The sequence below is a fragment of the Micromonospora sp. NPDC051543 genome, from assembly GCF_044454415.1.
Taxonomy (GTDB): Bacteria; Actinomycetota; Actinomycetes; order Mycobacteriales; family Micromonosporaceae; genus Micromonospora.
Genome location: NZ_JBITDT010000003.1, coordinates 432,644 through 458,782 on the forward strand (window position 1 = coordinate 432,644; position 26,139 = coordinate 458,782).

Below are 26,139 nucleotides of genomic sequence, written 5' to 3' on the forward strand. Positions count from 1 at the left end.
CGGATTCGCTCGCGTGAATCCGACTGACCCCCCGGGCGACGGGGCCCATGGGCCGACGCAGTGTGGTCGATAATGGCGAGGTGAGCTCGGACGGTCGCCACAAGTCACCGTGGGTCTGGAGGACCGTCGCCTTCTTCGTTGCCGCCGTCGGCGGTCTCGGATTCCTGATCTGGTTCATGTCCTCTCGGGGCCTTGAGGAATCGGACCAGTGGGCCAGCGTCCTGGGCGCGGTACTCGGCTACATCGGGGCGGTCGCCGCTCCCCTGATCTGGATGATGAACCGCGCGGGCCGTACCGCGGAGGTGGACGAGGAAGCTGCCCTGGTCCGATTGCGAGAAGCGGTACGCGGGACCTGGACGCGGGAGGTCGCCGCGCGCAGTCTGCACCTTCCGCGCCCCATTAGGCTGCACTGGCGTCCGACCACGCGGCCGAGCGTGCAGGTCGCCTCGGATCGCGGGCCACGGACATCGCAGCGTCAGGGTTCGCTGGTCACCGACGACGGGGCGCCACCCGGGGCAGTCCTTGTCGATATCGTCGCCGATCCGGGCTTGCGGCAGGTCGTCATCGTCGGCGAGCCGGGGGCAGGCAAGAGCACTCTCACGATCCTGTACGTCGTCGCTGCCGTCACGACCGATGAAGAGCGGGATGCCGTGCCCGTGCCGTTGTCCGCCGCGGGTTGGGACCCGACCCGGCCGGATGGCGTGGAGGGCTGGATCATCCAGCAGATTTGTCAGGACTATCCCCAGTTGCGCCCGGTCGAGGCGGATCAGTTGGTGCGCCGGCGCCGAGTGATTCCGGTGCTCGATGGCCTGGATGAAATGCCACCCGGTGTACGCAGCTCAGCCCTGGAACGGCTCGAAGAGGCGGTCGGCGCTGGGCTTCGCGCGGTGGTGACCTGCCGAACCGACGAGTTCGCCGAGGCAACCGGCGAGGTCGGCGCGCTCCCCCAGGCCGTCGTCCTGGAAATCGAACCGGTTGATCCCGAGGACGCGGCGACATACCTCACGGATCGCGAAACGCTGGTCAGTACCCGCTGGGACCAGGTCACCACCGCGCTGCGGACCGATCGTGACGGACCGATCGCGACAGCGCTGTCGACCCCCCTGATGATCTCTCTCGCCCGGCAGGTCTACCAGCGACCACAATCCAGGCCGGGGGAACTGGCCGGTCTGGACGACCCCGACGCGGTCCAGCAGCAACTACTGTCCCGTTTTCTGCCCTCGGTGTACGGGGCAGACCGTGCTGATCGCGCTGGCCGCTGGCTCGCGTTTCTGATCCGGCGTCTGGCGGCGGGACCGACGGACCCCGACCTGCGCTGGTGGCGGCTGGGGCAGACGCTGCCCCGCTGGCTGCTGATCGCGTCGATCACCGCGGTGTCCACGGCTCTGGGCCTGTTCTACGGGCTCATCGTCGGTGTCGTGATCCGCGATATTGGGCTCCTGCCCTGGCTGCTTCTCTTCGGCATCACCTCCTTCTTCCTCGGGCTGATCGGCTCCCTACACACGGCGCGGGTCACATCGCCTGAACCACCAAGACCATCCCGCTGGTCCGGCCTGCGGGACATCGCCTTGGGCATCGGCGACATCTATCTCGCGGCGGCCGTGATGTCGGGGATAGGTACGATCGTCATCCTCGCCCAGTACCTGGGCGCACCAGCGGCAGACGCGGTCAGCGTAGGCGTTGTGGACATTCTCGGCAGCTTGTCACCGCTGAGCATCGCCACAATCCTGGCCCTGATCGGTGTATCGCACGTCCTGGTCTACCGGCTCGGCTCCGGTCGTGCTGGGCTACCCCGTCGCAGCACGCCGGACCTGCGAGCGCTGTCATCGCATCTCGTACCCGGCCTCGGGGTCGGCTTGCTATTCGGGGTTCCGGTGGCGTTCGTCGGCCTCGCCGACATCGGGGTTACCCCTCGAGGGGCCTTGATCTCGGCGGGCGTCACCACCGCTTTCATCGCCGTGGTACTGAGTGTCGGGCGTTGGTTGAATTCTCCCGTTACCGACACACAGCACAGCCTCTCACCCCGGTCGGTCCTGGCTGCCGACCGGACCGCCCTACTGGCGACGGTCGGCGGTGTCATCGTGGCGGTGACGCTCTGCTCCGCCGCGGCACTAGGAGCATTCGACATCAAGGCCCCTCCCGCAGTAATCCTCGCGATGGGCTTCGGCCTGGCCAGCTTGACCGGGAACCTCGTTCTGGCCGGTTCGGCGTCGGCCTGGCTGTTGTACTCCGTTGCCCGGATATCTTTCGCCCTGCGGCGCCAGCTGCCCTGGCGGCTGATGGGATTCCTGCGCGATGCACACCACAGCGGGGTCCTCCGCCAGGCTGGTGCCGCGTACCAGATCCGTCACGACCTGGTCCGGTCACACATCGCCGATAGGTGGGCGGCATCGCCGATCGGCGTGACGACGCGGCCAAGTCCCGGGCCAGACCCGGTGCCGGGCAGCGGTTGGAAGACCGCCCGCCGGCGGATCGCCGTCATCGTCGTGGCCACTGTCGTACTGGCGGCGTTGCCCATCACCGCCCGACTCTCGGATCCCCGCGCCTTCGTGTATCTCGGAGAGTCATGGGCGGACCCGGTCTTCAGCTCCGACGGGCGGGTGGTGGCGACTCTCAGCGAGAGCGGAACGATCCACTTGTGGGATGGTCAGACAGGAAGGACGCGGGCCGAAACCACGGTTCGGATAAGCCGGCGCGGACCGATGGCCTTCTCGCACCTGGCCATGACGGCGGACGGGTCGCGCGTGACGGCCGTCGACGGCCTGTCCGAAGAGGTGTTGACGCTTGACACCCGGACTAATACCGAATCACACCTGGTGGACGTCGGTAGAGTGGTCGCCCTGGCTCAGGATGGACAGACGTTGGCTGTCGACTCTGGTCAAGATGGGTTCCGGCTATGGAACCCCTTCACCGGATGGTCAGCGGCTCTTGACGACGACCCACACCGAGAGTTGCTGCCCTACGGGCCGCCAAGCGCATTCAGTCCCGACGGCCGGACCCTGGTCGCGGTCGCCATCGGCAGTTGGCAGCTCTGGGACGTCCGGAGCCGCAAGCCGATTGGGGCACCGAAGCCGACCACAGCCGGGATCAACGAGCCCGCCTTCAGCGCCGACGGACGACTATTGGTCACCTCCGAGCTTGACGACGGGACCGTGTCGCTGTGGGACACCGGCACGGGATCGGAAATACACCGAGTCGTCACCGACCGAGACGGGGAGGCTGACCTCATGGTCAGCCCTGACGGGCAAATGGTGGCGATCAACGGGTTTGGTGAGGACCTCAAGGTCTGGGACCCCTCGACCGGCGGGCTCGTAGCCACCATCCACGGAATCGGCAGATACGTCGCCTTCCGCCCTGGTGGGCAGACCCTGGCCGTAGTTCGGGGCGGAGGCCACCTGCGGTTGTACAACCCCGACGCCTCCCGCGTCGCCGTACCGTGGATCGATCAGGCCCAGAGCGGGTTCTTCTTCAACTCCGACGGGACTCGGCTCCTTACTCGGGACGACGAGTTCAGGGTGCGTCTGTGGGACCTCACGTCTCGGCCGGGCCGACGCCACAGTACGCGCACGCCGTAGCACACCTAAGCGCTCCACTCAGGTCAAACGTTGTGCCGACGACGAACAGTTTGATCAATCCGGCCTGCGGGTCCCTGCTGGCACGGTTCGTGATGGCGAGCTCCCGGAGCAGGCTGTGCTGCGCGAGGCATTCGAGGAGACCGCCCTGCATGGACCACGCATCGAGCGGTACCTCGGCGTAGCGGAGTGGGACATGCGGCCCCACGCCGACGCGGTGCACGTGCGGAATACGGCGAAAATCGGCCACCAGCGCCGATGGTGGGCCGTCCCCACCGTCACTCGGTCAGTCACCCGATTCCTTCGGGACTGCGGTCGGCTCGTCCGTCCTCCGTCAACAGCCGCTTACTCGTGACACTCGTCGCCGCGGCGGTCAGAAACGACCAAGGTCATCTGATCCTTCGCCGCCACCCCGCCCACCGGGTCGAGTGCCGGCGTCCGCCTACGATGGACATCAGGCCGTGAGTCGATGTCAGATGCGCTCGCTGACGCCCGCACAGAGGGTGCCGAGCGACTTGAACAGGCTTCTGGAGAGGGCGCCCTCGTCGAATCTGATCGCCCACTCTTCCTCGATCGACAGGATCACGGTGACCGTCTCGAGCGACGACACACCGGCGGCGAGGAGATCCGTGTCCCGGTCGATCCCCATCGCATCAGGAATCCCGGTGTCCCGATCCAGGATCTCCCGCAGCCGCCGCTCGATGGCGGCATCCTTTTCGCTTACCGTGGACGTCATCGCCCTCTCCCCTCAGTCGCGTCGCCGAAAATCATCTGGGCAGTTCGCTCCGAGACTGGACAAATCGGCTTCGCTCCGGGTCGAACAGCCTGGTGACGAAGTCGATCGGCCAAGTCGCTTTGGCATGGTCCATCTCGCCGTACTGGTCGAGGTAGGCCACATCGTCCGGACGAAGCCGCGCGAGCAGCTCCTGCGGAATGATCGAGGGGAAGAGGATATCGGTGAAGTGGAGTGCGTAGTACACCTCACGGCACAGGTCGTACGACTCCACGAGCGAGCCCAACCGTGCCTCGTCCGGCCGTGAATCACCACTGGCGAAAATCGCCGCGATATCCAGGAACCGCATCAGGCGGAGGTCTTTGTTCGCATCGATCGACGCGAGAGTTATCGCTTCGCGGTAGAGATGGACGGCCACGTCGATCAAGAAGTGCTCGCGAGACGCCACGTGGAACGACATGCCGTACGCGTGGACGGCCTCGGCCCCGCCGAACCAGTCCTCCATGGGGAGGCTCTTCCCCGTGACCGGTTCAAGCAGCCCGAAGCGGAGATCGACGCGGTAGTGGTTGATGTAGTCATTGGCCGCCGGGCGGATGAAGATGGGGACCGACGACGCGTTCAACCGCCAGAACACCTCGGTCCGACGGGCGATGGGTTTGACGACGCGGGCGTCCTTCGTCAACGTGCCCTGCGCATAGCCCAGCTCGGTGAGAACTGCCGAAGCCCGCTCCCGATCGGATTCATGGATGAGGAGATCGAGATCGTTGAACTCCCTGACCGCGGCTTCCGGGTAGATGGAGTAGGCAAGATAGCCGCCTTTTCGGACCAACACCTCCAGATCATGAGCAGCCATCCGCTTCGTGATGCTCGCGATCTCCTGCGCGAACAGCCAACTGCGTTCGCGATTGTAGAGGTAATAGGTCTCGAGGAGCGTCGTGACGAATAGCGGCGCATTGAGGGATCGAGCAAAGGAACCGAGGACCGCGCCCACCCGGTGATAGGCGGCCAGATAGCTCAGCCGTGCCCACTCGTCTCCCGATAGCTTTACTTGTTCGCTTGCCTGATAGTCGGGCTGAAGCAGGCGCCGGCACAGGTCGATCAGCAGCCGGGCCTCATTTGAAATATCCATGATCATCCAACCGTCTACGCAGTCGTCGCCAAGGGGATTAATCGTTGGTCGGCTGACTGTTCCAAGTCTCCAGCATCGACCCGCACAGGTCCGCACTGGGATTGTCTGCGCCCAAGAAGATGGTCTGAGCCATCATGCGGAAACCCGACATCTTCTCGCGAAGGGTCTCGATCGACTCCTCCGGGTGGACCGAGTCGATGATCGCGTTCGGCCCGAATGCGTTGAACTGATGAGAAGTACCGCGTGGAATCTGCAGATCCGCCCACGTGTTGGGCGGAACGACCACGTTATAGCGGGTCGAATCGCCGAGGCTGTCCGGGAGCTGGTCCGTGAATGACTCGAACTCGATGGGGTCGCTTCCGACCGGCCCGCTCAGGACCTGCAGCGGAGACAGGCTCGACACCTGAATACACGTGTCGCGCCCGGTCATCATGCGAACGAATCGCAGACCGGTGTGAAAGTGCATACGCGAACAGATTCCACGCGACGTCACATCGAAGAAGTCCATCAGATATCTGTCGGCGAAGAATCCTGTGAAGGGTGACTCGAGCATGTAGACGTCCCCCTCCTCGAACGTCTGCGCGCGTACGACCCCCTCGCGGTCCGGAACGCTCGCGCGGCCCGAAGCGTGGGCGGCGCGGACCAGGTTTCCGAGGGCGTCGACGATGGCTTGGGCGACGTGCGGCTCCAGGGTCATCACAGGCGTCAACCGGCACGACGCCTGGTCGGTGAACTCCTCGAGATCATGCACTTCGTTTGTTGAGTCAGGGTCAGCCTTGAGCCTGTCGGTCACGATACCTCGCCCCCATGAAGAGATCGACGATCTTCCGCCGGGCGAGTCTACGTTCTGGCCGCCGACCCGACCAGCCCACACGGAATCACGCTGGTCAGGCCATCCTCCAGCGTGGACCGACGACGGCTCGTCCGCCGCCGACAGAACATGACCTTGCAGCCTCCGCTGGAGTCATGGATACTGATGCCTCAGCAGTCGGGGGTCGATGCGCATCGATCACTTGATGCCGCGCAACACACGCGACCTACGCTCGTCGGGGGGACGGACGCGACCGCATATTTTCCCGCGAAGGCCTCGTGCGTCATCCCACAGTGGAGGCTCCGCTCCGGCGCCTCTCGAGCGACGTGCCAGACGACGCGCGGGCCGCTGAGACGTTCGCCGCTCCGTCAGCGGGCAGGATGAATGTGGGCGGCAGAACACCCACCGTTGACATACTCGCTTTGTAGCGGGCGGGTGACGTAGGACTGCATCCGAATCAGGTGTGGGCGCGGCAGCGGTAGGCAGAGGAGCGGCGTGACGGCAGACAGGCAGGATCGACTCCAGTCTTTCTTTTCACCCGGCGAACAGGTGGAGCGTCCGGCCGCAGGTCATCCGAAGCGTTATCGGGCGAACGCCCTTCAACAGCAGATGTGGGCGCTGGACCAGCTTCAGGACGGGCCCGGGGCGTACGTTGCCGGGTTCGCCTGGCGCCTCAGCGGACGAATCGATCCGGAGAGGCTGGCCACCGCCGTTGACGCACTGGTCGCCCGCCACGAAGCGCTGAGGACGACGTTCGAGCGCGTCCAACACCGCATCGAGGCCGTGGTCCACCCGCCGCATGGCGGCCATCTGCGCATCTGGGACCTGACCCAATCGGCAACGGCAGCCGTGCCGACCGATCCGATGGCCCACATCGAGGGTGAGCTGCGGAAGCCGTTCGACCTGCGCAGGGGCCCGATCTTCAGAGCTCACCTCTATGTCGGGGGCCCAACCAGCGCCGTGCTGCTGCTGACCATGCACCACATCGCGGTGGACGGTGGCTCGGAGGGGGTCATCAACCGCGACCTCGGTGCCCTCTACCGCGGCGATTCGAACCTGCCCACGCTGGCGACGAGTTCTGATTTCCGGGCGCCGCTGGTGAACGGCGAAGAGGCGCCGGCGGAAACGATCGAGTTCTGGCGGAAGACCATGGCCGGAACGACCCGGACGAAGCTCCCGCTGGACCGGGCAGCGGGCGACCGCCTCGATCCCCGTGGCGCGACGCTCAGCTTCCCGTTGGCCGCCGAGGACGCGGCCGCCGTCCTCGCCGCGGCGAGACGGCAGCACGCCACCCCGTTCCTGCTGCTGCTCACTGCCCACATGATCGCCCTCGCGGCGTTCTGTGGCGACGACGACATCGTCACAGGCGTACCCGTGCAGCATCGCGACGCCGAGGAGCTGCAGGACGTGGTGGGGGTGTTCGTCAGCTCGCTGCCGATCCGGGTCCAGCTGGCCGGGGACGACGAGATCCCGGTGGTCCTCGACCGGGTCCGGGACGCGCTCTACGACGCGTTGGAGCACCGGAACGTTCCCCTGCAGACCATCGTCTCGGCTGCCGCCACGGAGCGGGACCCGACGGTCCATCCGCTGTTCCAGACCATCTTCAGCTACACCATGGTGGAGCGCTCAGACCTTCAACTCGGTGACGTCTCGGCCACCGCGCTCGAGCTTCCGTTCGGCACGGCCAAGTTCGACCTGACCCTGGCCGTTCGTCAGCAGCGGCAGGCGTTCACCGTCGCGGTCGAGTACCGCACGAGCATCTTCGAACAGGTGACGATCGCGGCCTTCGCGGAGCGGTACCTGGCGATCCTGCGCGCGGTAACGGCCGAGCAGCCCGCGCCGCTGGCCACGCTGCTGGACCATCGGCCCGCCCGACGGTCGTGACTTCTCCACCACAGCACAGAGAAACAGGAGCCGCAGCATGAACGGGGAAACCGAAAAAGAACATGACACGTGCCAGGTCGTCGTCAACGACCACGGCCAGCACAGCCTTTGGGATCAGGCGCGCCCGCTACCCTCCGGATGGCGTCCGGTGGGTCGGCCCGCATCCCGCGAAGACTGTCTGCGGTCGATCTCTGCCAGCTGGCTCGACATCCGTCCGCGAGGACCGGTGCCCCAGCCGACCGACGGCCGGCCCGCGACGCTGCTGGAGAGTTTCCGGCGCACAGTCACTGAGCATGCGGATCGGCCCGCCGTCAGCGACGACGACCAACGGCTCACCTACCGGGAACTCGACGCCCGGTCCACCGCGCTGGCGACACTCGTCGCCGACCGTGGCATCGGCGTCGAGGACAGGGTGGCGCTCTACCTGGAACGCGGCGTGGACTTCCTCGTCGCCGTGGTCGGCGTCCTCAAGGCCGGTGCGGCGTACGTAGCGGTCGATCCCCGGTATCCGGACAACCGTCGCGACTTCATGATCGGGGCCAGTGGCGCCCGGCTCATCCTGACCACGCCCGGCTGGTCCACCCGGATCAGCCACCTGGACGTCACCGTGGAGGAGTTTCGGAGCGCGCCGGTGTCCGGGGAGGCGGCGGGCCCGGCCCCCGCGATCGCGCCCGACAGCCTCGCGTGCCTGCTCTTCACCTCGGGCACGTCGGGCAGCCCGAAGGCCATCGCGCTCGAACACCGCAACCTGGTGGCGTTCGGGGCCAACCCGGCGCTCCCGGCCCTGCGCCCGGACGACCGGGTGGCCCAGGTGTCGAGCGTCTCGTTCGACGCGTTCCACTTCGAGACCTGGTGCAGCTTCGCCCACGGCGCGGAGATCGTCGTCCTGCCGTCCTTCCCTGACCTGATCGGCGGCGAGGTACAGCGTGAATTGCGACAGCGGCGCATCACCGCCATGCTCGCGCCGACGATGGCGGTGAACCAGGTGCTGCGCGAGGACCGGGACACGTTCACCGGCCTGCGGATCCTGCACACCGGCGGGGACGTCCTGCTGCCGGCTGCCAGCCGGGATCTGCTCGACAGCGGTTTCAGCGGCGAGTTCTTCAACCTCTACGGGCCCTCCGAGGGAACGACCGCCTGCACGGCGTACCAGGTACGGGAGGTGCCCGACGACGCCGACACAGTGCCGATCGGAGCAGCCCTGGCGGGGGTCCGGATCCACCTTCTGAACTCCGCCCTCGACCCGGTCGCGGACGGTGCGACCGGCGAGATCCACATCGGCGGCGACGGTGTGGCCAGGGGCTACGTCAACGACCCGGCGCTCACCGCCGAGCGTTTCCTGCCCGACCCCTTCGCTGGGGAGGGGCGACGGATGTACGCCACAGGTGACCTGGCCCGCGTCAACGCGGCCGGCCAGCTCGAGTTCCTCGGCAGGGTCGACGACCAGGTGAAGATCAGGGGCTACCGGGTCGAGCCGCGGGAGGCCGAACGCGCGCTCTACCAACACCCCGACGTACGCGACGCGGCTGTGCTCGTCGCCGGCACCGCGGACAATCGCCACCTCGTGGCATTCATCGTCCCCCACGAGACCGCGTCACCGAAGAGCGTCCGGGCGCACGCCGAGAAGGCGTTACCCGACTACCTGGTGCCGAGTGACTTCATCATCGTCCCCGCGATCCCCGGCGATGACCACGGGAAGCGGGATCTCGGCCACCTCCACCGCCTGCTGGCGGAGCACCAGTCCCGCCGTGAACGCTGGGTGGAGCCGAGCCGGCCCCACGAGAAGTACCTAGCCGATCTGTGGGAGAAGCTTCTGGCGGCCGAGAACATCGGCACCGCCGACGACTTCTTCGAGTTGGGTGGCCACTCGCTGCTGGCCTTCCGGGTGCAGCGCGCCATCCAGCGCGACCTCGGCATCAAGGTCGAGTTCCGGGCCATCCTCGAGAACGGTGTCCTGCGGTCGTTGGCCGAGGTGATCGAGCTTCAGCTCCAGGCGGACGGCACCCGATGACGCATTCGGATACCGCCATCGACCTGGCCGACGTCGACATGTTCGTGCGGCAGGAGCACCACCGTGCCTTCGCCTACCTGCGGCAGCACTCGCCGGTCTATTGGAACGAATCTCCCGACGGCTTGGCGTTCTGGGCGTTGACGCGCCACGACGACGTCCTGATGGCCTACCGGAACCATGCCTCCTTCAGCTCGCAACGCGGCGCGGTGCTCGGTGGCTCGTTCCGCAGCGAGAAGGACACGGCCGCGGGTCGCATGTTGGTCGCCTCGGACCCGCCGCGGCACCGCATGATCCGGCGGGCGCTGCACCCGGCGTTCGACCGGGACATGGTGCTGAAGGTCGAGCTCCAGATCCGTCAACTGGTCGACGAGGCGCTGACGCGCCTGGTCGAGGACGGCGGGGGTGACTTCGCGGAGCGAATCGTGCCGCAACTGCCGGCCGGTGCGGTCATGGCGATGATGGACGTCGACTACCAGACCGCCCACGAGCTGGTCGGTCTGACTCGACAGATGATCGGCTTCCGGGACCCCCTGTACGACGGTGGGATCGACTCCGCGCAACTCCGGCTCGCGTACTTCCAGAGCCAGATCTTCGACTTCTTCGCCGACCTCGTCCGGACCCGTCGGCAGAAGCCCGGCGACGACGTCGTCAGCATGCTGCTGCGCGCCGAGGTGAACGGGCGGCCGATGCGGGAGGAGGACATCCTCTACAACTGCATGAACGTCGCCGTCGGCGGCAACGAGACGACCTCTTACACGGCGTCGAGCGGAATGATCGCCCTGATGGAGAATCCCGGCGAGTACGACAGGCTGCTGAAGGACCCCGGAACGCGAGACACCGCGATCGAGGAGTTCCTCCGTTGGGCCTCGACCAACGCCTACGTGCAACGCGTGGCGACCCGCGACGTCCCGATCAGGGACACGCTGATCCGGGCGGGCGACTCGGTGACACTGTGGAACGTTTCGGCGAACCGGGACGAGGAACAATTCACGAACCCGGACCGCTTCGACGTGACCCGCCAGCCCAATCGCCACGTGTCATACGGAAGCGGCATCCATCGCTGCGCCGGGGCGGTCACCGGGCACACCGAGCTCACCGTCCTGCTCGACGCGATCATCGCTCGACAGCTGCGGCTGGAGCCCGCCGGCGCTCCACAGCACCTGAGGTCGAACTTCATCCTGGGTGTGAACAGCCTCCCGGTGGCGGTGGTCGGCACCCGATAGCTCCAGGAGACCGACGCATGCCGCACCGGACCGCTCCGGTGCGGCACGCGTCATCGATCGGAGGCCAGCCGCTGGTGGAGCTGCGACGCGAGCAAGGCGACGGTCGGGAACCTCAACAGCTCCACGATCGCGACCTCGCACCCGTCGATGGTCTCCTCGATCTCGGCCCGAACCATCAGCATCTTGAAGGAATCACCCCCGACCGCGAAGAAGTCATCGTCGTAGCCGAAGTCCGAGGTGCCGAGGACGGACCGCCAGATGGCGCCGATGCGGTCCTGGAGGTCCTCAACGGAGTTGATGTCGATGGCCTCTGCTCCTTGTCCCATCGATGTTCCGGTCAGGTACTGGCCAACGCGGTGGCCAGGGCGCGCGGAGTCGGGTTGCGCATCAGATCCACGAGTCGCAGTGTGATGCCGACGGCGCGCATCTCGACGAGGACGTTCACCGCTCGCGCCGAATTGCCGCCGACGACGAAGAAGTCGTCGTCCGGCCCGATCTCGGTGTCCAGCATCCGGGTCCAGATCTCCTGGATACGGCTGGTGAGGTCGACGTCCGGCGAGGTGGGACCGGGCGTTCCGGCCGTCGGCTCCGGCAACGCCGACACGTCGAGCTTCCCGTTGACCGTCAACGGAAGCGCACCCAGCACGGTGATGGTGGCCGGGCTCATGTACGCGGGCAGCGAAGCGCTCGCATGCGAGGCGACGTCGTCGGTGTCGACCGTGGCCGTTCCCGCCGCTACGACGTACGCGTCGAGCCGGGCGGTGTTCGGATCGTCCGCCGCCGCCCTGCGCACCACCACCGCCGAAGCGCCCACTCTCGGGTGACGTTGCAGCACGGCGCGGATCTCGTCGAGCTCGATGCGATGGCCCCGAACCTTGACCTGGTTGTCCAGTCTGCCGAGGTGTTCCAAGCCGCCGTCGGGCAGAAACCTGCCGAGGTCGCCGCTGCGATATGCGACTCCGCCCCGCAACGGATCCGGCAGGAATCGTCGCGCGGTCAGCTCATGCCGGTTGAGGTAGCCGAGCGCGACACCCGCACCACCGACGTGGATCTCTCCGGTGCGGCCCTGCTCGACGGGCGACCCGGCCTCGTCGAGAAGGTAGACGTACCAACCGGGTAATGGCCTCCCGACCGACCGGGAGCCTGTTTCAGCGAGCGCCCGGGTGATCGTCTGCTCGGTGACGTGCACGGTGGTCTCGGTAATGCCGAACATGTTGACGACGCGGCAATCCGGGTGTGCGTCGAACCAGGGCAGCAGGCTCCGGGTATCGAGTGGTTCCCCGCCGAAGATCAACAACCGCACGTCGACGTCGTCATGGGGTACGGCGAGCAGTTGAGCGAACGCCGACGGCGTCTGGTTGAGCACGGTGACCGACTCGCCGACCAGCAGGTCGCGGAAGCGCTCGGGGCTCCGGGAGTCAAGGCCGGACACGACGACGAGCCGGCCACCGGTCAGCAGGCAGCCCCAGATCTCCCAGACGGAGAAGTCGAACGCGCTGGAGTGGAAGAGGGTCCACACGTCGCCTTCGTCGAACTCGTACTCGCCCCTGGTTGCCTCGATCAGCCAGGTCACGTTCCGGTGTGGGACGACGACACCCTTCGGCTCCCCGGTGGATCCGGACGTGTAGATGACGTAGGCGGGGTCGTCCGGAGTTCGGTCCGGGGTGGGGCGGTCGGGGCCGGCGAGCCCGCGCAGCGCTTCGGGGGACGCGGTTCGCGCCGGGACCTCGATGCCGTTCAGCCGGGTGATCATGACGTTCGCCCCGGTGTCGTGGATGAGGTGGGTGAACCTGCCCACCGGGTAGGACGGGTCGGTCGGCACGTACACCGCGCCCGCCTTCAGCACCCCGAGCAGCACCGCGACCAGATCGGCAGATCGGTCGAGGCAGACGACCACCATGTCACCCGGAGCCACCCCGAGGGTGATCAGCCCGCGCGCCACCTCCCCGGCATTGCGCGCCAGTTCCGCGAAGGTCATGCTGCTGGCGCCGTCGGTGACCGCGACCGCGTCAGGCGTGCCCGCGGAGACCCGGTCGAAGGCCGAGGTGATCGTCCCGGGATCGGCGTCCACGGATCGCGGCGACGCCCCGAGCGCGATCAACTCGGCGGTCGGAGGGTCGCCGCGGAACAGGTCGCGCCGGTCAGACGCGGGGTTCACCCGGTCCCCCTCCGTGCACGGTCGCGTCGATGAGCGACAGCACCTGCTCGACGCTGTCGGTCAGGTACATGTGTCCGCCGGGCAGGTCGAACATGGCGAAGTCCTTGCTGGTCGCTCTCGACCAGCCCGCCACCTTGTCCCGGGGGACCAGCACGTCGTCCCTGCCGACCATCGCGGTGATCGGAACCGGCAACAGCTCTGCGGTGCTCGGCGCGTAGCGCTCGAACATCTCCACGTCGGCCCGCAACGTCGGCAGGATCAGCTCGCGCAGCTCGGGGTCGGACATCGCCGCGTCGGTGAACCCGGCGAACCCCGCCACCCGGTCGAGGAACGCGTCATCCGGCAGCCCGGTGGCCCCCAGCGAACGTTCTTCGGCCGGGGCGGCGGCCCCGCTGACGAACAGCGCGGCCACGGTGACGTCCGGTTCCGCGACGAGGCGGTGGGCCAACTCGAACGCGATCAGGGCGCCGAGACAGTGCCCGAAGAGCACCACCTCGCCGGCCACGGCCAGTGTGGGCAGGAGGTCGTCGACCGCCGCCTGCACATCCCGCAACGGTTCGGCGTCGATACGCCGCTCCCGACCGGGCAGGAGACCGGGCCGAATGTCGAAGCGGTCACCGCACAGCGGTCGCCACGCGTGGTAATAGGACGTGCCCGCGCCCGCGAATGGCAGACAGATCAGCGGCGTCGCCATGTGGGTCAGATCGCTGCGGAGCGCACCGACGCCGCGGCCCGGTCGTATTCCGCCACGGCTGCGGCGGCGACCTCCTCGGGGGAAAGGCCGTCCGTCGAGAGGATCAACCACGTCGGATCGTCGGCGATCAACTCCCGGCAGAAGGAGTCGAACCTGTCGAGCTGGTCGAGGTTGGTGCGGAAGTACGCGTTGAGTCCGTGGGCGTCGCCGTCTCGGGACAAGGACCGGCGCTTGCGCTCGGCCGGCGAACAAGTCAGATAGATCTGGGCCGTGAACCGGGGGGTGCACTGGGCACGCCACTGCTGGGACAGGTATCCCTCACCCGGGTTGAAGAACTCGTTGCCGCCGAAAACGCTGAGCCAATACCGATCCTGAACCAGGATCGGACCATCGTCCGAGGCGTAGGGTGACGTCGCGGCCGCTTCGGCATCCACGATCATCTGCGCTGACTTCAAGACATGGAACGGGCGCAGGAGGTCGGGATTCGGGAACAACCGGCTCGTGCCGTCCTTCACCGCCTGCCTCGCCGCGACCTCCAGCGAGTCGGTGATCTCACTCTTGGTGATGTGGCAACGCCGGCGCTCGACGCGTTCGCCTCTCGCCTCTAGCATTTCGTACACCCGACCGGTGGTGGTGGTCTTTCCGCCGAAGTTGAGGCCCTCGAACAACACGCCTCGGATTTCAACGCGACTCGGAACACTCATTGTCGAAGCCTTTCGAGAAATATGCGGGGGCGGGTGTTCAGGGCAGCCGGGTCGGGAACATCGGCTTGCCATCGGGCGACGGGGCATACCGCGACCGCAACGTCGACAGCGCCTCCACCGTCCGCACGGGCTGCGCACCGACCGTCGTCTCGTACGCGAGCATCAGACCGTCGATGCCGGCTTCCCACAGCTGCGAGATGTATGCCAGCTCCGAACGATGCGGAAGCCAACTGTCGGCCAGGCTGTCGAACAGCTGGGTGCCCACGATCACCGGGCAGGACAGGTCGGCCGCCGTCTTGATCACGTCACGGCAGAGGGCGTAGAAGTCGACTTCACCGGCTTCGAGCAGGAGATCGCCCCGGCCGAGCAGAATCGCATCGGCACTGCGCGCGATGTCAGCCACGGCGAGCGCGCCGGCCCGGGTCTCCACCTTGGCGACCACGGCCGGCAGGTCGTCGCGGCCACTCTCGCGCATGAGAGCACGGGCCTGCTCGACGATGGACGCCGACTCGACGAACGACAGGATCACCGCCGAGAACACGGTGGACGGCGCGAGGCGCAGCGCGGCCGCGTCGCTGGAGGTCAGGTCGTCGAAGCGGGGCATCTTCCCGCTGACCACCGCACCTCGACGCCGGGCTAGCATGCCTCCGGTGAGCGGCGTCGTCAGGCAGTGGTCGCCGTGCACCTCGTCGACCCGCAGCGCGTCCTCACCGTCGCCGATCAGGATCACGTCACCCGGCTCGAGGAAATGGCCCATGTCGTTGCCGGACAGGCCGAGCCGGGGCACCGCCGCGTGCTCGTCCGACGGCGTCGGCGCAAAGTCCACGCGGATCTTCGGGATGCCCGCCAGCGAGAACTCGACGTCGTTGGTGAACCGGCTCTTGGCTCCGGGCAGGTCCAGCAACAGGTCCTGTGGCCGCCCGAGCTTCTCGGCGGTCGACGCGATCTCCACCGCCAGACGGGCCAGCTCATCGATCGGCAGTTTGGAGGCCGGGAACCGGAACGCGTCCGCGCCGGCGACCACGAGCCGCTCGGCGACGCCGGGTTCCATACTGGATGGCCCCAGCGTAACGACGATATTGGACACGTTGGATCCCCGTTTCGCCAAATCCACCGTTTGATGTCCGGACTATCGGACGATCCCGGATGGGCGGATCGTACGAGTAACGATCTTAGGTAGCGGCTATGGCGCCGTCAAGGTTTCCTAGCGTCCAGGCGTTCTTGCAGGTCAGACAGAGATCTGGCGCGCGAACGCACGAACATTGTCCGGCATGGATCAGCCGGTGTAGTACTCATCGGCGGTGTTGAGCGCCTCATCCAGAATCGCCAGACCCTCGCGTGCCTCAGCCTCGGTCGTGGTGCACGGCGGGACGATGTGGATTCGGTTGCGGTTGGTCCTCGGCCACAGCCCACGCTGCTTGCAAGCAGCCGTCACGGCCTTCATCGCCGCGGCGCCCGCACCGGTCCTGGAACGCACGAGCGGTTCGCGGGTCGTACGGTCGCGAACGAGTTCCAGAGCCCAGAACACCCCAAGTCCCCGCACCTCACCGACTGAGGGGTGCCGGGCGAAGATCTTGGCTAACTCCGGCCCGATGACCTCACCGCCCAGCTTCCGGGCGTTCTCCAGGATGTGTTCGTCCTTGAAGATTTCGATCGAGGCGACCGCGCTGGCGCACGCGAGGGGGTGGCCCTGGTAGGTCAACCCGCCGGGGTAGCTCCGATCGTCGAACGTCGCCGCGACCTCCTCGGAGACGATGACGCCCCCGAGTGGGATGTAGCCGGAATTCACGCCCTTGGCGAATGTGATCAGGTCCGCCCTGACATCCCAGTGTTGGATGGAGAACCATTCACCACAGCGCCCGAATCCGGCCATCACCTCATCGGCGATCAGCAGAATCCCGTACTGGTCACAAATCTCGCGGACGCCGGCGAGGTAACCGGGCGGCGGCACCAGGATGCCGTTGGTGCCGACAACCGGCTCGAGAATGATCGCCGCGATCGTATGGCCACCTTCGGCCATGACGGTGTCCCGCAGGTGCGCGAGTGCTCGCTCGGTTTCCTGCTCGGGACTGTCACTGTGGAAGGCTGAGCGATAGAGATATGGACCCCAGAAGTGCACGGCCCCGGGGACCGTGTACGGCTCGGTCCCCCAGCGTCGCTCGTCGCCCGTCACGCCGATGACGCCATGGGTCGCGCCGTGATAACTGCGATACATGGCGAGGATCTTTGATCTGCCCGTGTGCAGTCGTGCCATCCGGATGGCGTTCTCGTTGGCCTCAGCGCCGGCATTCGTGAAGAAGACGCTGCGAAATCCTGGCCCCGCGACCTCGCAGATGAGGCGGGCCGCCTCCGAGCGAGCGCCGTTGGCGAACGCGGGCTGGATGGTGGTCAGGTGTGCGGCGTAGTCCTGGATCGCTTTGACCAGCCGCGGGTGTTGATGGCCGATATTGACATTGACCATCTGACTGGAGAAGTCCAGATAACGCTTGCCGTCGTAGTCGACGAAGTAGGACCCCGATGCCGACGCGACGGGCAGCGGGTCGACCTGCGCCTGCGCTGACCAGGAGTGGAAGACATGAGCACGAGCGAGCCGAACGATGGTGGCCTTGTCGGCCGGGATGCCGGCGAGGGGATCGGCGAGTTCGCCATTCTCGGTCATGGATGCGCTTCCTCAGAGGTTCGACGTCGGTACCGGACACCCTAGCCTTCAGCCGTCCGTCCAAAGTGGACGCTTGGTCGGGGCTCGGACATCGATGCTGCTAAGACTGATGTCTAGCTATGCGAGATCATCTCACTTAGAATCTTGGCCGAGAGACTGCCCGCAGAGTGACAGCGCACGGCGAGGGGACCACAGTGCAACTCGGGATTGTTCGATGAGCGCCGCGCCGATCGGATCGCTGGTCAAGCGGTTGAGCGCCCTCTACCCGCGCGACGACGACGCGCAGATGGCCGCGGCCATCGCCAAGGTCGACGACGAGCAGCTCGGCTTCGCCATCGCCAAGGAGAAGGCGGCCACGCTGGCCATGAACCGACTCGCCGCCATCGCCCCGGAGCGCGTCGAACGACTACGCACGGTCACGGAGTTGGCTGCCCGGCTCGACCTGGTGGGCGCCAGCCGCCAGCGGTTCCCCGCTCTCTGCGCCAAGATGGACGAGGCCGCCGGTCGGATGGGGATGCCGATCTGGACTATCAAGGGCCTGGGCGCCCTCGAGTGGTACCAGGATCCCTACGCGCGCGACATCGGCTGCGACGTCGATGTCATGGTCACCGATGTGGACCACGCCATGACACTGACGACGTGGTTGCGATCGACCGAGGGATACGACTACACCCGCCAGGAGCTGCCCTGGTTGAAGGCGACCGCCGCTGGCGAGGTCTACGGCCAGGTCAACCTGAGCCACCCTGACCCTGAGATACCGAGCGTTGACATCCACTTCGGCGGTTACTCGGTCCGACACTGCGGCTGGCTGCCCTTGATCGGGCCGACTCCACCGCCTGGGCTCCACTCCTACTCCCCCACGGGCACCGTGCTACACGTTGTGGCCAACTCGGCCGGTGACTACTTCGTCCTGGCCAAGGACCTCAACGACCTGGCGGCCGCCTTGAGCGACGACCGCATCGACTGGGACGTCGTGCTGAGCAACCTGGACGCGGTCGCCCTGACTGGATATCTCGGATACCTCCTGGGCGAGGTGATCGCTTTCCAGGCGCTCGACGAGCCGCTGCTCGCGAAGGCTCAGCGGCTCCGTGACCGCTGCCCGGCCAAGCGTCTGCGGCCCGCGACAGCCGACTACTGGGGCGCGTCACACTGGCGACGCCGGTGGATCGGCACCTCCTTGCACGCCTTCGAGCTAGGCCGTCGCCGATCGCTGAAGGAGGGCGTGCGGCTGGGCGTCAGTGCGGCGCGCTACTACCGTCCGCGCTTGAAGCTGGCCGTCCGGAAGGACGCCGAACCGCTGCGTCTTGCGCAGTTGACGAGCTGGGAGTGCATCCGCCTGGTCCCGACCGACGTGGCCGCGGAACTGGTGAGCCCCGCTCCGCCGCGCTCGACCGAGGAGCCGGACGGCGCCCGCGACCCGCTCGGCAAGCAGATTGAGATCGTCCGGACCGGCGCCGGTGACCTGGTCCGCACGCCAGACACGGTCTTCGTGCCCACATTGGACTACAACCTGAGCGAGAGCCTGGTGCGGAGCGTGGCGTGACCGCCACGATCGACCTCACCGGTCGCCAGCCGGGCTGGCCAGCCCACGCCACGCAGCTCTGGAGCGAGTGCGTCGCCGAGGCCATCCGGGACGATCGCCACAGTCGCACCCCGCCGCGAGCCGGGCTGGCCGAGCTTCGGGCCGAGCTCGGTCAGCGATGGGGAATGGACCCTGAGCGGATGGTGGTCACCACCGGGGTGTGCGCAGCCGCCGCGCTGCTCACCCGGCCAGGGGACGTCGCGTTGGTGGAGAGCCCGGGGTTCAGCGGTCTCCCGGCCACCCTGCGGGCCATGGGCGCTGACGTCACCCTGACGTCGTGGGAACGGATGCCCGCCGACGCCGCCGCGGCGGGAGAGGCCCGCTGCTGGGTGACGTCACCGGGCCGCAACCCGGACGGCGCGACCCTGCCAGCCGCCATCGCCGAACGGATCGGCCCGCACCGGCTCGTGGTGAACGAGATCTACCGGCCTTACGATCCGGACGCCGCGGTCGTGGACGCGGACATTCGGCTGGCCTCCCTGTCCAAGGTCGCCGGGGGTGGCAGCCGGCTCGGCTGGCTGACCGTTCCGCCGGACCAGCTCGACTCCCTGCTCGGTCGGCATCTCGCCTGGCCCGCCACTCTCAGCCAACTGGCCTGGACCTTGTTCCTCCGGCGCGGCGGGCTGGATGAGGTGCGGGAGGTCTATGTCATGCGATGCCACGAGGCCCGGACCGCCTTCGTGACGGTCGCCGACGGCGTGCTCGACGATCGCGCCCGCGCGGCCGGTGGGTCCTCGCTGCTGCTGTCCACGGCCCAGCCGGATGCCGTGGCGGTGTTGCGCGACCACGGCGTCCTGGTCGGGCCGGGACCGGATTTCCTGGCCGGCCCGGAGCAGGTCCGCCTGTGCTTCAGCGACGTCACGCCGGAGGAGGCGACAGACGCCGGCCATCGGATCGTGTCCCTGGTCAACGCCGGCCGGTTGACCATTCCGCAACTCCTCCAACCCGCGGTCACGAACGTGTGACCCGCCCGATGGAACGCAACTGTCGCTCTGATGTGGACAGGCTGTCGAAGGGTCGGTTCGTGGACCCGGGCCTCGGCCTGCGCTGAGGTCCGGGTCGGGTGGTTTTGGCGGCACGGCCCTCTACCGCACGTATCGGCCGCGCACGTTGGCCAAGTCCATCGGCCCAGGGGCACGTCACCGAGCCCCTGGGGGACGATCGGCGCGGGATCCGGACACCTTGACACCCGCAGAGCGGGTAACTAGGTTCAACTAGGCGCGAGACGATCTTCGATACTTCGATACGTTCGCTATGAATCGTCGTCTCGCGATGCGCTCATGTCGCACGCGATGAACCGAGGTGCACCAACGCCTTTGCCCTGACTGTACATCGTGAGCGGTGCAAGCACGGGGAGAACATGCATGACATCTGTGGGCGTTGAGCTCGGCCAGGACGGACACGACGAGCTAGGCCGACTGGCGATCGAGATCCTACACCGAACCGTCCGGTCCGAACAGATCCGTCTGCCGTCCGATGTCGGGCGCAACAGTGGCGCGTTCCGCTCTCGCCGCATTCTTGCCATCGTCCGACCGGCCGACGTGACCGAGGTCCGCGCCCTCGTCGCCGATCTTGCGCGGCTGGGTGACGGTCGCCTGCACCTGCACCCGGTCAGTTCCGGGCGCAACTGGGGATTCGGATCGGCCGAGCCGGTGAGCGACGGCGCGATCGTGCTCGACATGAGCGGGCTGGCCGCCATCCGCCTGCTCGACATCGAGGCAGGTGTGGCCGTGGTGGAACCCGGTGTCAGCCAGGGGGAACTGGCCGCGCGCCTGCGCGATACGGACCACTTCCTCAACGTCACGGCGTCATCCGCCACGACGAGCGTGGTGGGCAACACCTTGGACCGGGGCATCGGGTTGCACCGGCAGCGCACCGACGACCTCGTCGGGCTGGAGGTCGTGCTCGCCGACGGCACGATCGCCCACCTAGGACGCTGGCCCCGGCCGGACGTCGCGACGGCGCCGTACGCCTTCCAGCCCGGCCCCAACGCGTTGCACCTGTTCACGCAGTCCAACCTCGGCGTGGTCACCGCCGCCGCGGTGCGCCTCCTGCCGCGCCCGCGAGCACGCCGCGTGGTGCGCCTGAGCTTCGACGCCGCGCGGTTGGCCGACGCCATCGACCGACTGCGCACGTTTCAGGCCAACGGCTTGACCAGCGGCATCATCAAGATCTTCAGCGTCGGCGCGCAAGCGGCGTACGGTGGCGAAGGCGGCACCGGCTACTACGCGTACCTGCATGTGCGAGGTACCGAGGCGCTGGTCGCCGCGACCGTCGACGAGCTGGGCAAGGCCGTCGTCGAGGACGGCGTCTTCACCGACAGCCGAGTGCTGGATCCGGAGGTCGACCCGGGCGAGTCCGTCGCCGAGCGGGCGGCGCTGCGCGGCTATCTCGGCGACCCGGACGCCAACGACGCGATGGTCAGCGGGATCTTCGGTACGCCCGCCGACCAGGTCGACTCGGCCGGCGCCGACGGCTGGCTGTTCTGCGTGCCCGTCGTGCCGTTCACCGCGGCCGCGATCACGAGTGTCTCGCGACTGTTGAACGAGCAAGCGCGGCAGGTCGCTCCGCACATCGTCCTGGGCCACACGCTCAACGTGCTGCCCGACGGTTGGGTCGACGCCGTGGTGTCCATGCGCTTCGCGCGCACCCCCGCCGACGAGACCCGGGCCCACGCGCTTCTGGACACCCTGCACGAACGCCTCGCGGCGTCCGGCTTTCACCCTTACCGGCTGGACATCGAGCACATGCGGGGGGCGCCCGGCTTGCGGGGCGACCCCGGCCAGGAGGAGATCCTTCGTCGCCTCAAAGCTGTGCTCGACCCGTCGGCCCTCATCTCCAGGGGGCGCTATGAGTAGCCACCGATCCTTTCCCGCGCATCTGGTATCGGTCCGAGACCTGGACCACGACCAAGTCCGGGACCTGTTCTCGGGTGCGGCGGCTTTCCGGGACATGCCTCGGGCCGAGGCCGTGACGCTACTGCGCGGCCACGTGGTCGCGATGATGTTCTACCAGCCGAGCACCCGTACACGGCTGGGCTTCGAAGCCGCGGCGCTGCGCCTGGGCGCCTCGGTCATGGGTTTCGCCGATCCGTCGACGACCCGGTCGGTGGACTACATCGGCGAGACGCTCGAAGACACGATCAACGTCGTCGCCGAACTCAGCGACGCCATCGTGATGCGCCACTTCCTGGCCGGTGCGGCCAGCCGGGCCGCGGCCGTGTCGTCGCGTCCGGTCCTCAACGGGGGAGACGGCTCGAACGAGCACCCGACCCAGGCCCTCACCGACTCGTGGGTGATGGCATCGCGCCTGGGCGACCTCGAGGGCGCGGTCATCGGCCTGGTCGGCGATCCCGGCACCCGGGTGCTCCGGTCGCTCACGCTCCTGCTGGCCATGTTGAAGGTCAAGCGGATGCTCTTCCTGGTGCCGCCGAGCGCGCCCCTGATGTCCGCGTACGCCTCGTCGTCGTTCGTGCACACCACGCTGCCCGGCGATCTACGGGCGGCGCTGCACGCCCACGGCATCGAGTACGACTTCCGCTCCGACGTCTGCGACCTGCTGGCCGAGGCGGACGCCATCGAGCTGATGCCGATCGACATCCCGGCGCTCGAGGCCGTTCCGGCGTCGCTGCGCAAGCAGCACAACGTCACGCCGGAGCAGTTCCGGGTCACGGCGGCCAAGATTCACGCCACCGGGTCCAAGGCGCTGGTGCTGCATCCCGGCCCGCGCAAGGACGAGTTGCACCCCGATGTCGACAGCCTGCCCAACGGGCTCTACTTCGACCAGGTGCGCGAGTCCCTCCACATCCGCATGGCGGTCCTGGCACAGCTGTGCGGAGTGAACGCGCGCCGGACCGATCGGCCGGGCGCTGTCGACGTGAGGGAGGCCACGGCATGATCGGAGTAGACACCGGGACGACAGCCCCGGACGAGGTGAAGCTCGGCTTCTCCGACATCCTCGACCGGATCCGGCAGCTCACGCCATCCATCGCGGAGCGCCGCGAGGAGATCGACAACGGACGGCGGCTGCCGCCCGATCTGGTCGCCGCCCTGCGCGACACCGGGGTGTTCCGCGCGGCGATGCCGACCGCCTGGGGCGGGCCGGGGCTGAGCTCCATGGAGCAGATCCTGTTGATCGAGGAGCTGGCCCGGGCTGACGGATCGGTCGGCTGGTGCGCCATGATCGGCATGGATTCCGGCATCTACTCCGGTTATCTGCGGCCCGATGTCGCGCGGACGATGTTCCCCCGGCTGGACATGATCTCCGCCGGCTGGACACCGCCGATGGGCCGCGCCCACGAGGTCGAGGGCGGCTACCGGGTCGAGGGCCACTGGCGGTTCGGGAGCGGATGCCTCCACGCCGACGTCCTCAGCGGCGGTTGCACCGTGTTCCGGGACGGCTCGCCGCTGCTCGACGAGCACGGCAAGCCGACCTGGCGGGTGATGATGGCCCACCCGGGGTCCTATGCGATCGACGAGGCGTCGTGGGACACCACCGGTCTCTTCGGCACGGGTAGCTGCGACTACCGGGCGACGGACCTGTTCGTCCCGCAGGAGCACTCGTTCTCGTTCCAGGAGCCCTACCGCGAAGGGCCGCTGCATCAGCGCTCGGACGCCATCCTGCGCAAGATGCCCGGGGTTCCCCTCGGCGTCGCACGGGCCGCCATCGACTATGTGTACGAGATCGCCGACCGCAAGACCGACCAGCCGGGCGTCAGCTGGCGCCGGTCGCAACGCGTGCAGATGGTGGTCGCCGAGTGCGAGACGAGGCTGTTGGCCGCCCGCAGCGCCGTGTTCGCGACGGTCGAGGGCCAATGGGAGCGCCTCGCCGCCGGCCAGCCGCTGACGAAGCAGGAGCGCGCCGCCGCGGCGCTGGCCCGCTACAACGCTTTCCGGGCCGCCAAGGACATCACGTCGACGCTGGTCGACCTCGTCGGTGGTGATGCGATCTACCGCCGGCGTACGCCGCTGGACCGCCACGCACGCGACATGATCACCGCCTGTCAGCACGCCGTCGGGCAACACCGGATCGCCGAATCATCCGGACAGCTGCTGATGGGTTCCGAGACCGACGCGGCGTTCATCTGATGCGCGGGGGGACGAAGCACGAGCGCGTCGCGCACATCGTCAAGGCCCTGCGGCCATCGGTGGTCGCCAAGACGACCGCGTTCCCGCCGACGCCGACACCGTGGGCCGCCACCTATCGCGTGGACTGGCCCGACCTCGGCGATTCATGCGTGGTCCGACTCCTCGACGACAACACGGATCCGACCGAGACGGCGGTCGAGTTCGCCGCGGCACAGCGGTTCGCCGAGATCGGCGTCGGGCCCGGTGTACGGATGGCCGACCCCGCCGCCGGTGTTCTGGTGATGGACTTCATCGGCGGCTCGCCGGCACGGCCGCCGAGCGCACCGCAGGCGCTGGCGTTGGCCGACGCCCTCGCCCGGTTGCACGGTGCCGACTGGCACATCGACCAGCGCCTGTACGCGACCAAACGGGAAGCCGCGAAGGCGACCGTCCGTGAACTGACCGCGGCACACGATCACCTGACCCTCTACCGGACGGTGCTCGACGAGTTCGACGGGCTGCGCGCCGGTCTGGCCACCGTGGGCAGCCCGCGAGCGCTGTGCCACAACGATCTCAACCCGACAAATGTGCTCTTTGACGGCGACACCCCCTGGCTCATCGACTTCGACCACGTCGGGTTGGGTGATCCGCTGTTCGATGTCGCCACGGCCATGAAGGCGCTCGATCTGCGGGACGAGCGGGCGGACCAGTTCGTCACCCGTTATCTGGGCCGGCCGGCGACCGAGGCCGAACTGGCCCGGTTGGAGCTGCTGAGCTGTCTGGCACTGCTGCGCTACGGATTGATGACACTGACCCTCGTGCCGGCCGACGATCTGTCCCGCCTCGCCTCATGGGGTCCGGACCAGGTCGGCGAGGCGTTCGTGTTCGCCCGGCCGGCCGGCGAGTCCTTCGGCGGCTCGATCTTCCGGCTGAGTCTCGGCTTCGCGACGGAGGGACTGGCCCGGCTGCGTGCCGAACCGGCCCGTGCCGCCGCGGCCCTGCTGCGGATCCCGGTGGGGCGCTGAATGGGCGTGTCAGTTGCCAACATCCTCGCGGCCGATGTCACCGCCGACATCGGTGGCCTCGTCGCGGCCGTACGCCCGTCTGACACGCTGCTGGCCGTCGGCTCGCTCGTCAACGGCCTGGGCAGCAGCTCGACCGAGCTCGACCTGCTCCTGCTCGGCAGTGGCGTACCCAACATGGGTGTGTCCGCGACCGTCGCGTCGATGAGTTCCAGCTTCTACCGGACGGGGTCAGGCCGGGCGGTGAAGGTCAGGTTCTGCAGCGACGAGGAGCTGTACCGGATCGCCAGGACGGTGGACCACTTCGGCCAGGCGCTCATCGAACCGTCGGCGTGGGCGAACCTGCCGCATCTGGAGGAGCCCGCCCAGGTTCTGCTGCACGAGGTACGCAACGGGATCGTGCTGACCAACGCCTCGATCGCCCAGTCGTGGCGCGAGACGTTGCGGGTCGACCAGTTCCACCTCTACGTGGCTACGTTGTCCCTGCTGCGGTACGCCGCGCGCAGGCGCAACGTGTTGCAGCAGATGCAGGACGGTGACGCCGAGAACGCCGAGTGGATGCTGCTCGAATGCCTGGAGGCGATCCTGGCCGGGGCGCTGGCCGCAGCGGGCGAGACGAACCCGCGCCGGCGGTGGCATCTCCGGCTGGCGCGCCGACTCGACGCCGGTTTCCAGGAAGCCGGGGTCGCCCGGGTCATCGAGATGATTCGCACGAGGGCATCCGCCGACACCGGCGAGGCAGTCGCCGTCGGGCTCTCCGTCGCCGATGAGCTGCGCGATCACCTGCTGCGTCGCTGCCCGCAACTGTCCATGCTGGCCGCGCCCAGCACGGTCACGGCTGGCGAATGAGGCCACCCGACCGCATCGTTGGATCACCATCCCGGGAAACGA

General features: G+C 67.7%; 21 protein-coding genes and 1 pseudogene. 13 read left to right on the top strand and 9 right to left on the bottom strand.

Annotated features, from left to right (window positions below):
• Window positions 1-80 precede the first annotated feature (80 nt).
• Entirely contained in the window at window positions 81-3,575 is a 3,495-nt protein-coding gene (locus ACIA3K_RS07705) for an NACHT domain-containing protein (RefSeq protein ID WP_396799739.1), read from the top strand.
• Between the two features lie 64 nt (window positions 3,576-3,639).
• Window positions 3,640-3,927 (top strand): NUDIX domain-containing protein, encoded by a 288-nt coding sequence (locus tag ACIA3K_RS07710; protein ID WP_396799785.1) that lies wholly within the window; start codon window positions 3,640-3,642, stop codon window positions 3,925-3,927.
• Window positions 3,928-4,044: 117 nt separating this feature from the next.
• Here ACIA3K_RS07710 and ACIA3K_RS07715 read toward each other — a convergent pair whose 3' ends face one another.
• From ACIA3K_RS07715 to ACIA3K_RS07725, 3 genes are read right to left on the bottom strand one after another with little or no spacing between them, the layout of a single operon-like run.
• Entirely contained in the window at window positions 4,045-4,308 is a 264-nt protein-coding gene (locus ACIA3K_RS07715; RefSeq protein ID WP_396799740.1) for a phosphopantetheine-binding protein, read from the bottom strand.
• A gap of 31 nt (window positions 4,309-4,339) precedes the next feature.
• Window positions 4,340-5,440 (bottom strand): nucleotidyltransferase family protein, encoded by a 1,101-nt coding sequence (locus ACIA3K_RS07720; RefSeq protein ID WP_396799741.1) that lies wholly within the window; start codon window positions 5,438-5,440, stop codon window positions 4,340-4,342.
• Between the two features lie 31 nt (window positions 5,441-5,471).
• The gene (locus ACIA3K_RS07725) at window positions 5,472-6,227 is read right to left on the bottom strand and encodes a hypothetical protein (RefSeq protein ID WP_396799742.1); all 756 of its coding nucleotides are present in this window, start codon (window positions 6,225-6,227) and stop codon (window positions 5,472-5,474) included.
• Between the two features lie 627 nt (window positions 6,228-6,854).
• On the opposite strand from ACIA3K_RS07725, the gene ACIA3K_RS07730 reads away from it, so the two are divergent.
• The 4 genes and pseudogenes from ACIA3K_RS07730 (at window position 6,855) to ACIA3K_RS07745 (ending at window position 11,363) form a co-directional block, all read left to right on the top strand.
• Window positions 6,855-8,129, top strand: coding sequence for a condensation domain-containing protein (locus ACIA3K_RS07730; RefSeq protein WP_396799786.1), 1,275 nt, complete (start codon window positions 6,855-6,857; stop codon window positions 8,127-8,129).
• A 37-nt stretch (window positions 8,130-8,166) separates the two neighbouring features.
• Window positions 8,167-8,307: pseudogene (locus ACIA3K_RS07735) on the top strand (MbtH family NRPS accessory protein); the annotation flags it as partial.
• Window positions 8,308-8,355: 48 nt separating this feature from the next.
• The gene (locus ACIA3K_RS07740; protein WP_396799787.1) at window positions 8,356-10,140 is read left to right on the top strand and encodes a non-ribosomal peptide synthetase; all 1,785 of its coding nucleotides are present in this window, start codon (window positions 8,356-8,358) and stop codon (window positions 10,138-10,140) included.
• Window positions 10,137-11,363 (top strand): cytochrome P450, encoded by a 1,227-nt coding sequence (locus ACIA3K_RS07745; RefSeq protein WP_396799743.1) that lies wholly within the window; start codon window positions 10,137-10,139, stop codon window positions 11,361-11,363. Before ACIA3K_RS07740 ends, ACIA3K_RS07745 begins: the two co-directional genes overlap by 4 nt.
• Window positions 11,364-11,413: 50 nt before the next feature.
• Here ACIA3K_RS07745 and ACIA3K_RS07750 read toward each other — a convergent pair whose 3' ends face one another.
• The 6 genes from ACIA3K_RS07750 to ACIA3K_RS07775 all read right to left on the bottom strand — a co-directional run bounded on the left by ACIA3K_RS07750 (window position 11,414) and on the right by ACIA3K_RS07775 (window position 17,578).
• A complete protein-coding gene (locus tag ACIA3K_RS07750; protein WP_396799744.1) occupies window positions 11,414-11,689 on the bottom strand; it encodes a phosphopantetheine-binding protein in 276 nt (91 codons plus the stop codon).
• Between the two features lie 11 nt (window positions 11,690-11,700).
• The gene (locus ACIA3K_RS07755; RefSeq protein ID WP_396799745.1) at window positions 11,701-13,521 is read right to left on the bottom strand and encodes a non-ribosomal peptide synthetase; all 1,821 of its coding nucleotides are present in this window, start codon (window positions 13,519-13,521) and stop codon (window positions 11,701-11,703) included.
• Complete coding sequence (locus ACIA3K_RS07760) at window positions 13,505-14,215, bottom strand: thioesterase II family protein (RefSeq protein WP_396799746.1); 711 nt, start codon at window positions 14,213-14,215, stop codon at window positions 13,505-13,507. The genes ACIA3K_RS07755 and ACIA3K_RS07760 overlap by 17 nt, the downstream gene beginning before the upstream one ends.
• A 5-nt stretch (window positions 14,216-14,220) precedes the next feature.
• Window positions 14,221-14,886, bottom strand: a complete 666-nt coding sequence (locus ACIA3K_RS07765; RefSeq protein WP_396799747.1) for a hypothetical protein — start codon at window positions 14,884-14,886, stop codon at window positions 14,221-14,223.
• Between the two features lie 70 nt (window positions 14,887-14,956).
• Window positions 14,957-16,033, bottom strand: a complete 1,077-nt coding sequence (locus ACIA3K_RS07770) for a pyruvate kinase (protein ID WP_396799748.1) — start codon at window positions 16,031-16,033, stop codon at window positions 14,957-14,959.
• A gap of 162 nt (window positions 16,034-16,195) precedes the next feature.
• Window positions 16,196-17,578 carry an aspartate aminotransferase family protein gene (locus ACIA3K_RS07775; protein WP_396799749.1) on the bottom strand — a complete coding sequence of 461 codons (1,383 nt, stop codon included), beginning with the start codon at window positions 17,576-17,578 and terminating at the stop codon, window positions 16,196-16,198.
• Window positions 17,579-17,792: 214 nt separating this feature from the next.
• On the opposite strand from ACIA3K_RS07775, the gene ACIA3K_RS07780 reads away from it, so the two are divergent.
• From ACIA3K_RS07780 to ACIA3K_RS07810, 7 genes are all read left to right on the top strand, one after another.
• Window positions 17,793-19,121 (top strand): hypothetical protein, encoded by a 1,329-nt coding sequence (locus ACIA3K_RS07780; protein WP_396799750.1) that lies wholly within the window; start codon window positions 17,793-17,795, stop codon window positions 19,119-19,121.
• Window positions 19,118-20,125 carry an aminotransferase class I/II-fold pyridoxal phosphate-dependent enzyme gene (locus ACIA3K_RS07785; RefSeq protein WP_396799751.1) on the top strand — a complete coding sequence of 336 codons (1,008 nt, stop codon included), beginning with the start codon at window positions 19,118-19,120 and terminating at the stop codon, window positions 20,123-20,125. The genes ACIA3K_RS07780 and ACIA3K_RS07785 overlap by 4 nt, the downstream gene beginning before the upstream one ends.
• Before the next feature lie 399 nt (window positions 20,126-20,524).
• The gene (locus ACIA3K_RS07790) at window positions 20,525-22,018 is read left to right on the top strand and encodes an FAD-binding oxidoreductase (RefSeq protein WP_396799752.1); all 1,494 of its coding nucleotides are present in this window, start codon (window positions 20,525-20,527) and stop codon (window positions 22,016-22,018) included.
• A complete protein-coding gene (locus tag ACIA3K_RS07795) occupies window positions 22,011-23,057 on the top strand; it encodes an aspartate carbamoyltransferase (protein ID WP_396799753.1) in 1,047 nt (348 codons plus the stop codon). Before ACIA3K_RS07790 ends, ACIA3K_RS07795 begins: the two co-directional genes overlap by 8 nt.
• Entirely contained in the window at window positions 23,054-24,247 is a 1,194-nt protein-coding gene (locus ACIA3K_RS07800) for an acyl-CoA dehydrogenase family protein (RefSeq protein ID WP_396799754.1), read from the top strand. Before ACIA3K_RS07795 ends, ACIA3K_RS07800 begins: the two co-directional genes overlap by 4 nt.
• Window positions 24,247-25,251, top strand: coding sequence for a phosphotransferase (locus tag ACIA3K_RS07805; RefSeq protein ID WP_396799755.1), 1,005 nt, complete (start codon window positions 24,247-24,249; stop codon window positions 25,249-25,251). Before ACIA3K_RS07800 ends, ACIA3K_RS07805 begins: the two co-directional genes overlap by 1 nt.
• Window positions 25,252-26,097: a hypothetical protein gene (locus tag ACIA3K_RS07810; RefSeq protein ID WP_396799756.1), complete on the top strand. Its 846-nt coding sequence runs from the start codon at window positions 25,252-25,254 to the stop codon at window positions 26,095-26,097.
• The last annotated feature ends 42 nt before the right edge of the window (window positions 26,098-26,139 follow it).

Excerpts from the sequence above, each read along its gene's own strand:
- ACIA3K_RS07715 (WP_396799740.1), bottom strand. The coding sequence starts at position 4,308 with ATGACGTCCACGGTAAGCGAAAAGGATGCCGCCATCGAGCGGCGGCTG.
- ACIA3K_RS07720 (WP_396799741.1), bottom strand. The coding sequence starts at position 5,440 with ATGATCATGGATATTTCAAATGAGGCCCGGCTGCTGATCGACCTGTGC.
- ACIA3K_RS07730 (WP_396799786.1), top strand. The coding sequence starts at position 6,855 with ATGTGGGCGCTGGACCAGCTTCAGGACGGGCCCGGGGCGTACGTTGCC.
- ACIA3K_RS07745 (WP_396799743.1), top strand. The coding sequence starts at position 10,137 with ATGACGCATTCGGATACCGCCATCGACCTGGCCGACGTCGACATGTTC.
- ACIA3K_RS07750 (WP_396799744.1), bottom strand. The coding sequence starts at position 11,689 with ATGGGACAAGGAGCAGAGGCCATCGACATCAACTCCGTTGAGGACCTC.
- ACIA3K_RS07760 (WP_396799746.1), bottom strand. The coding sequence starts at position 14,215 with ATGGCGACGCCGCTGATCTGTCTGCCATTCGCGGGCGCGGGCACGTCC.
- ACIA3K_RS07775 (WP_396799749.1), bottom strand. The coding sequence starts at position 17,578 with ATGACCGAGAATGGCGAACTCGCCGATCCCCTCGCCGGCATCCCGGCC.
- ACIA3K_RS07780 (WP_396799750.1), top strand. The coding sequence starts at position 17,793 with ATGAGCGCCGCGCCGATCGGATCGCTGGTCAAGCGGTTGAGCGCCCTC.
- ACIA3K_RS07790 (WP_396799752.1), top strand. The coding sequence starts at position 20,525 with ATGACATCTGTGGGCGTTGAGCTCGGCCAGGACGGACACGACGAGCTA.
- ACIA3K_RS07795 (WP_396799753.1), top strand. The coding sequence starts at position 22,011 with ATGAGTAGCCACCGATCCTTTCCCGCGCATCTGGTATCGGTCCGAGAC.
- ACIA3K_RS07800 (WP_396799754.1), top strand. The coding sequence starts at position 23,054 with ATGATCGGAGTAGACACCGGGACGACAGCCCCGGACGAGGTGAAGCTC.
- ACIA3K_RS07805 (WP_396799755.1), top strand. The coding sequence starts at position 24,247 with ATGCGCGGGGGGACGAAGCACGAGCGCGTCGCGCACATCGTCAAGGCC.
- ACIA3K_RS07810 (WP_396799756.1), top strand. The coding sequence starts at position 25,252 with ATGGGCGTGTCAGTTGCCAACATCCTCGCGGCCGATGTCACCGCCGAC.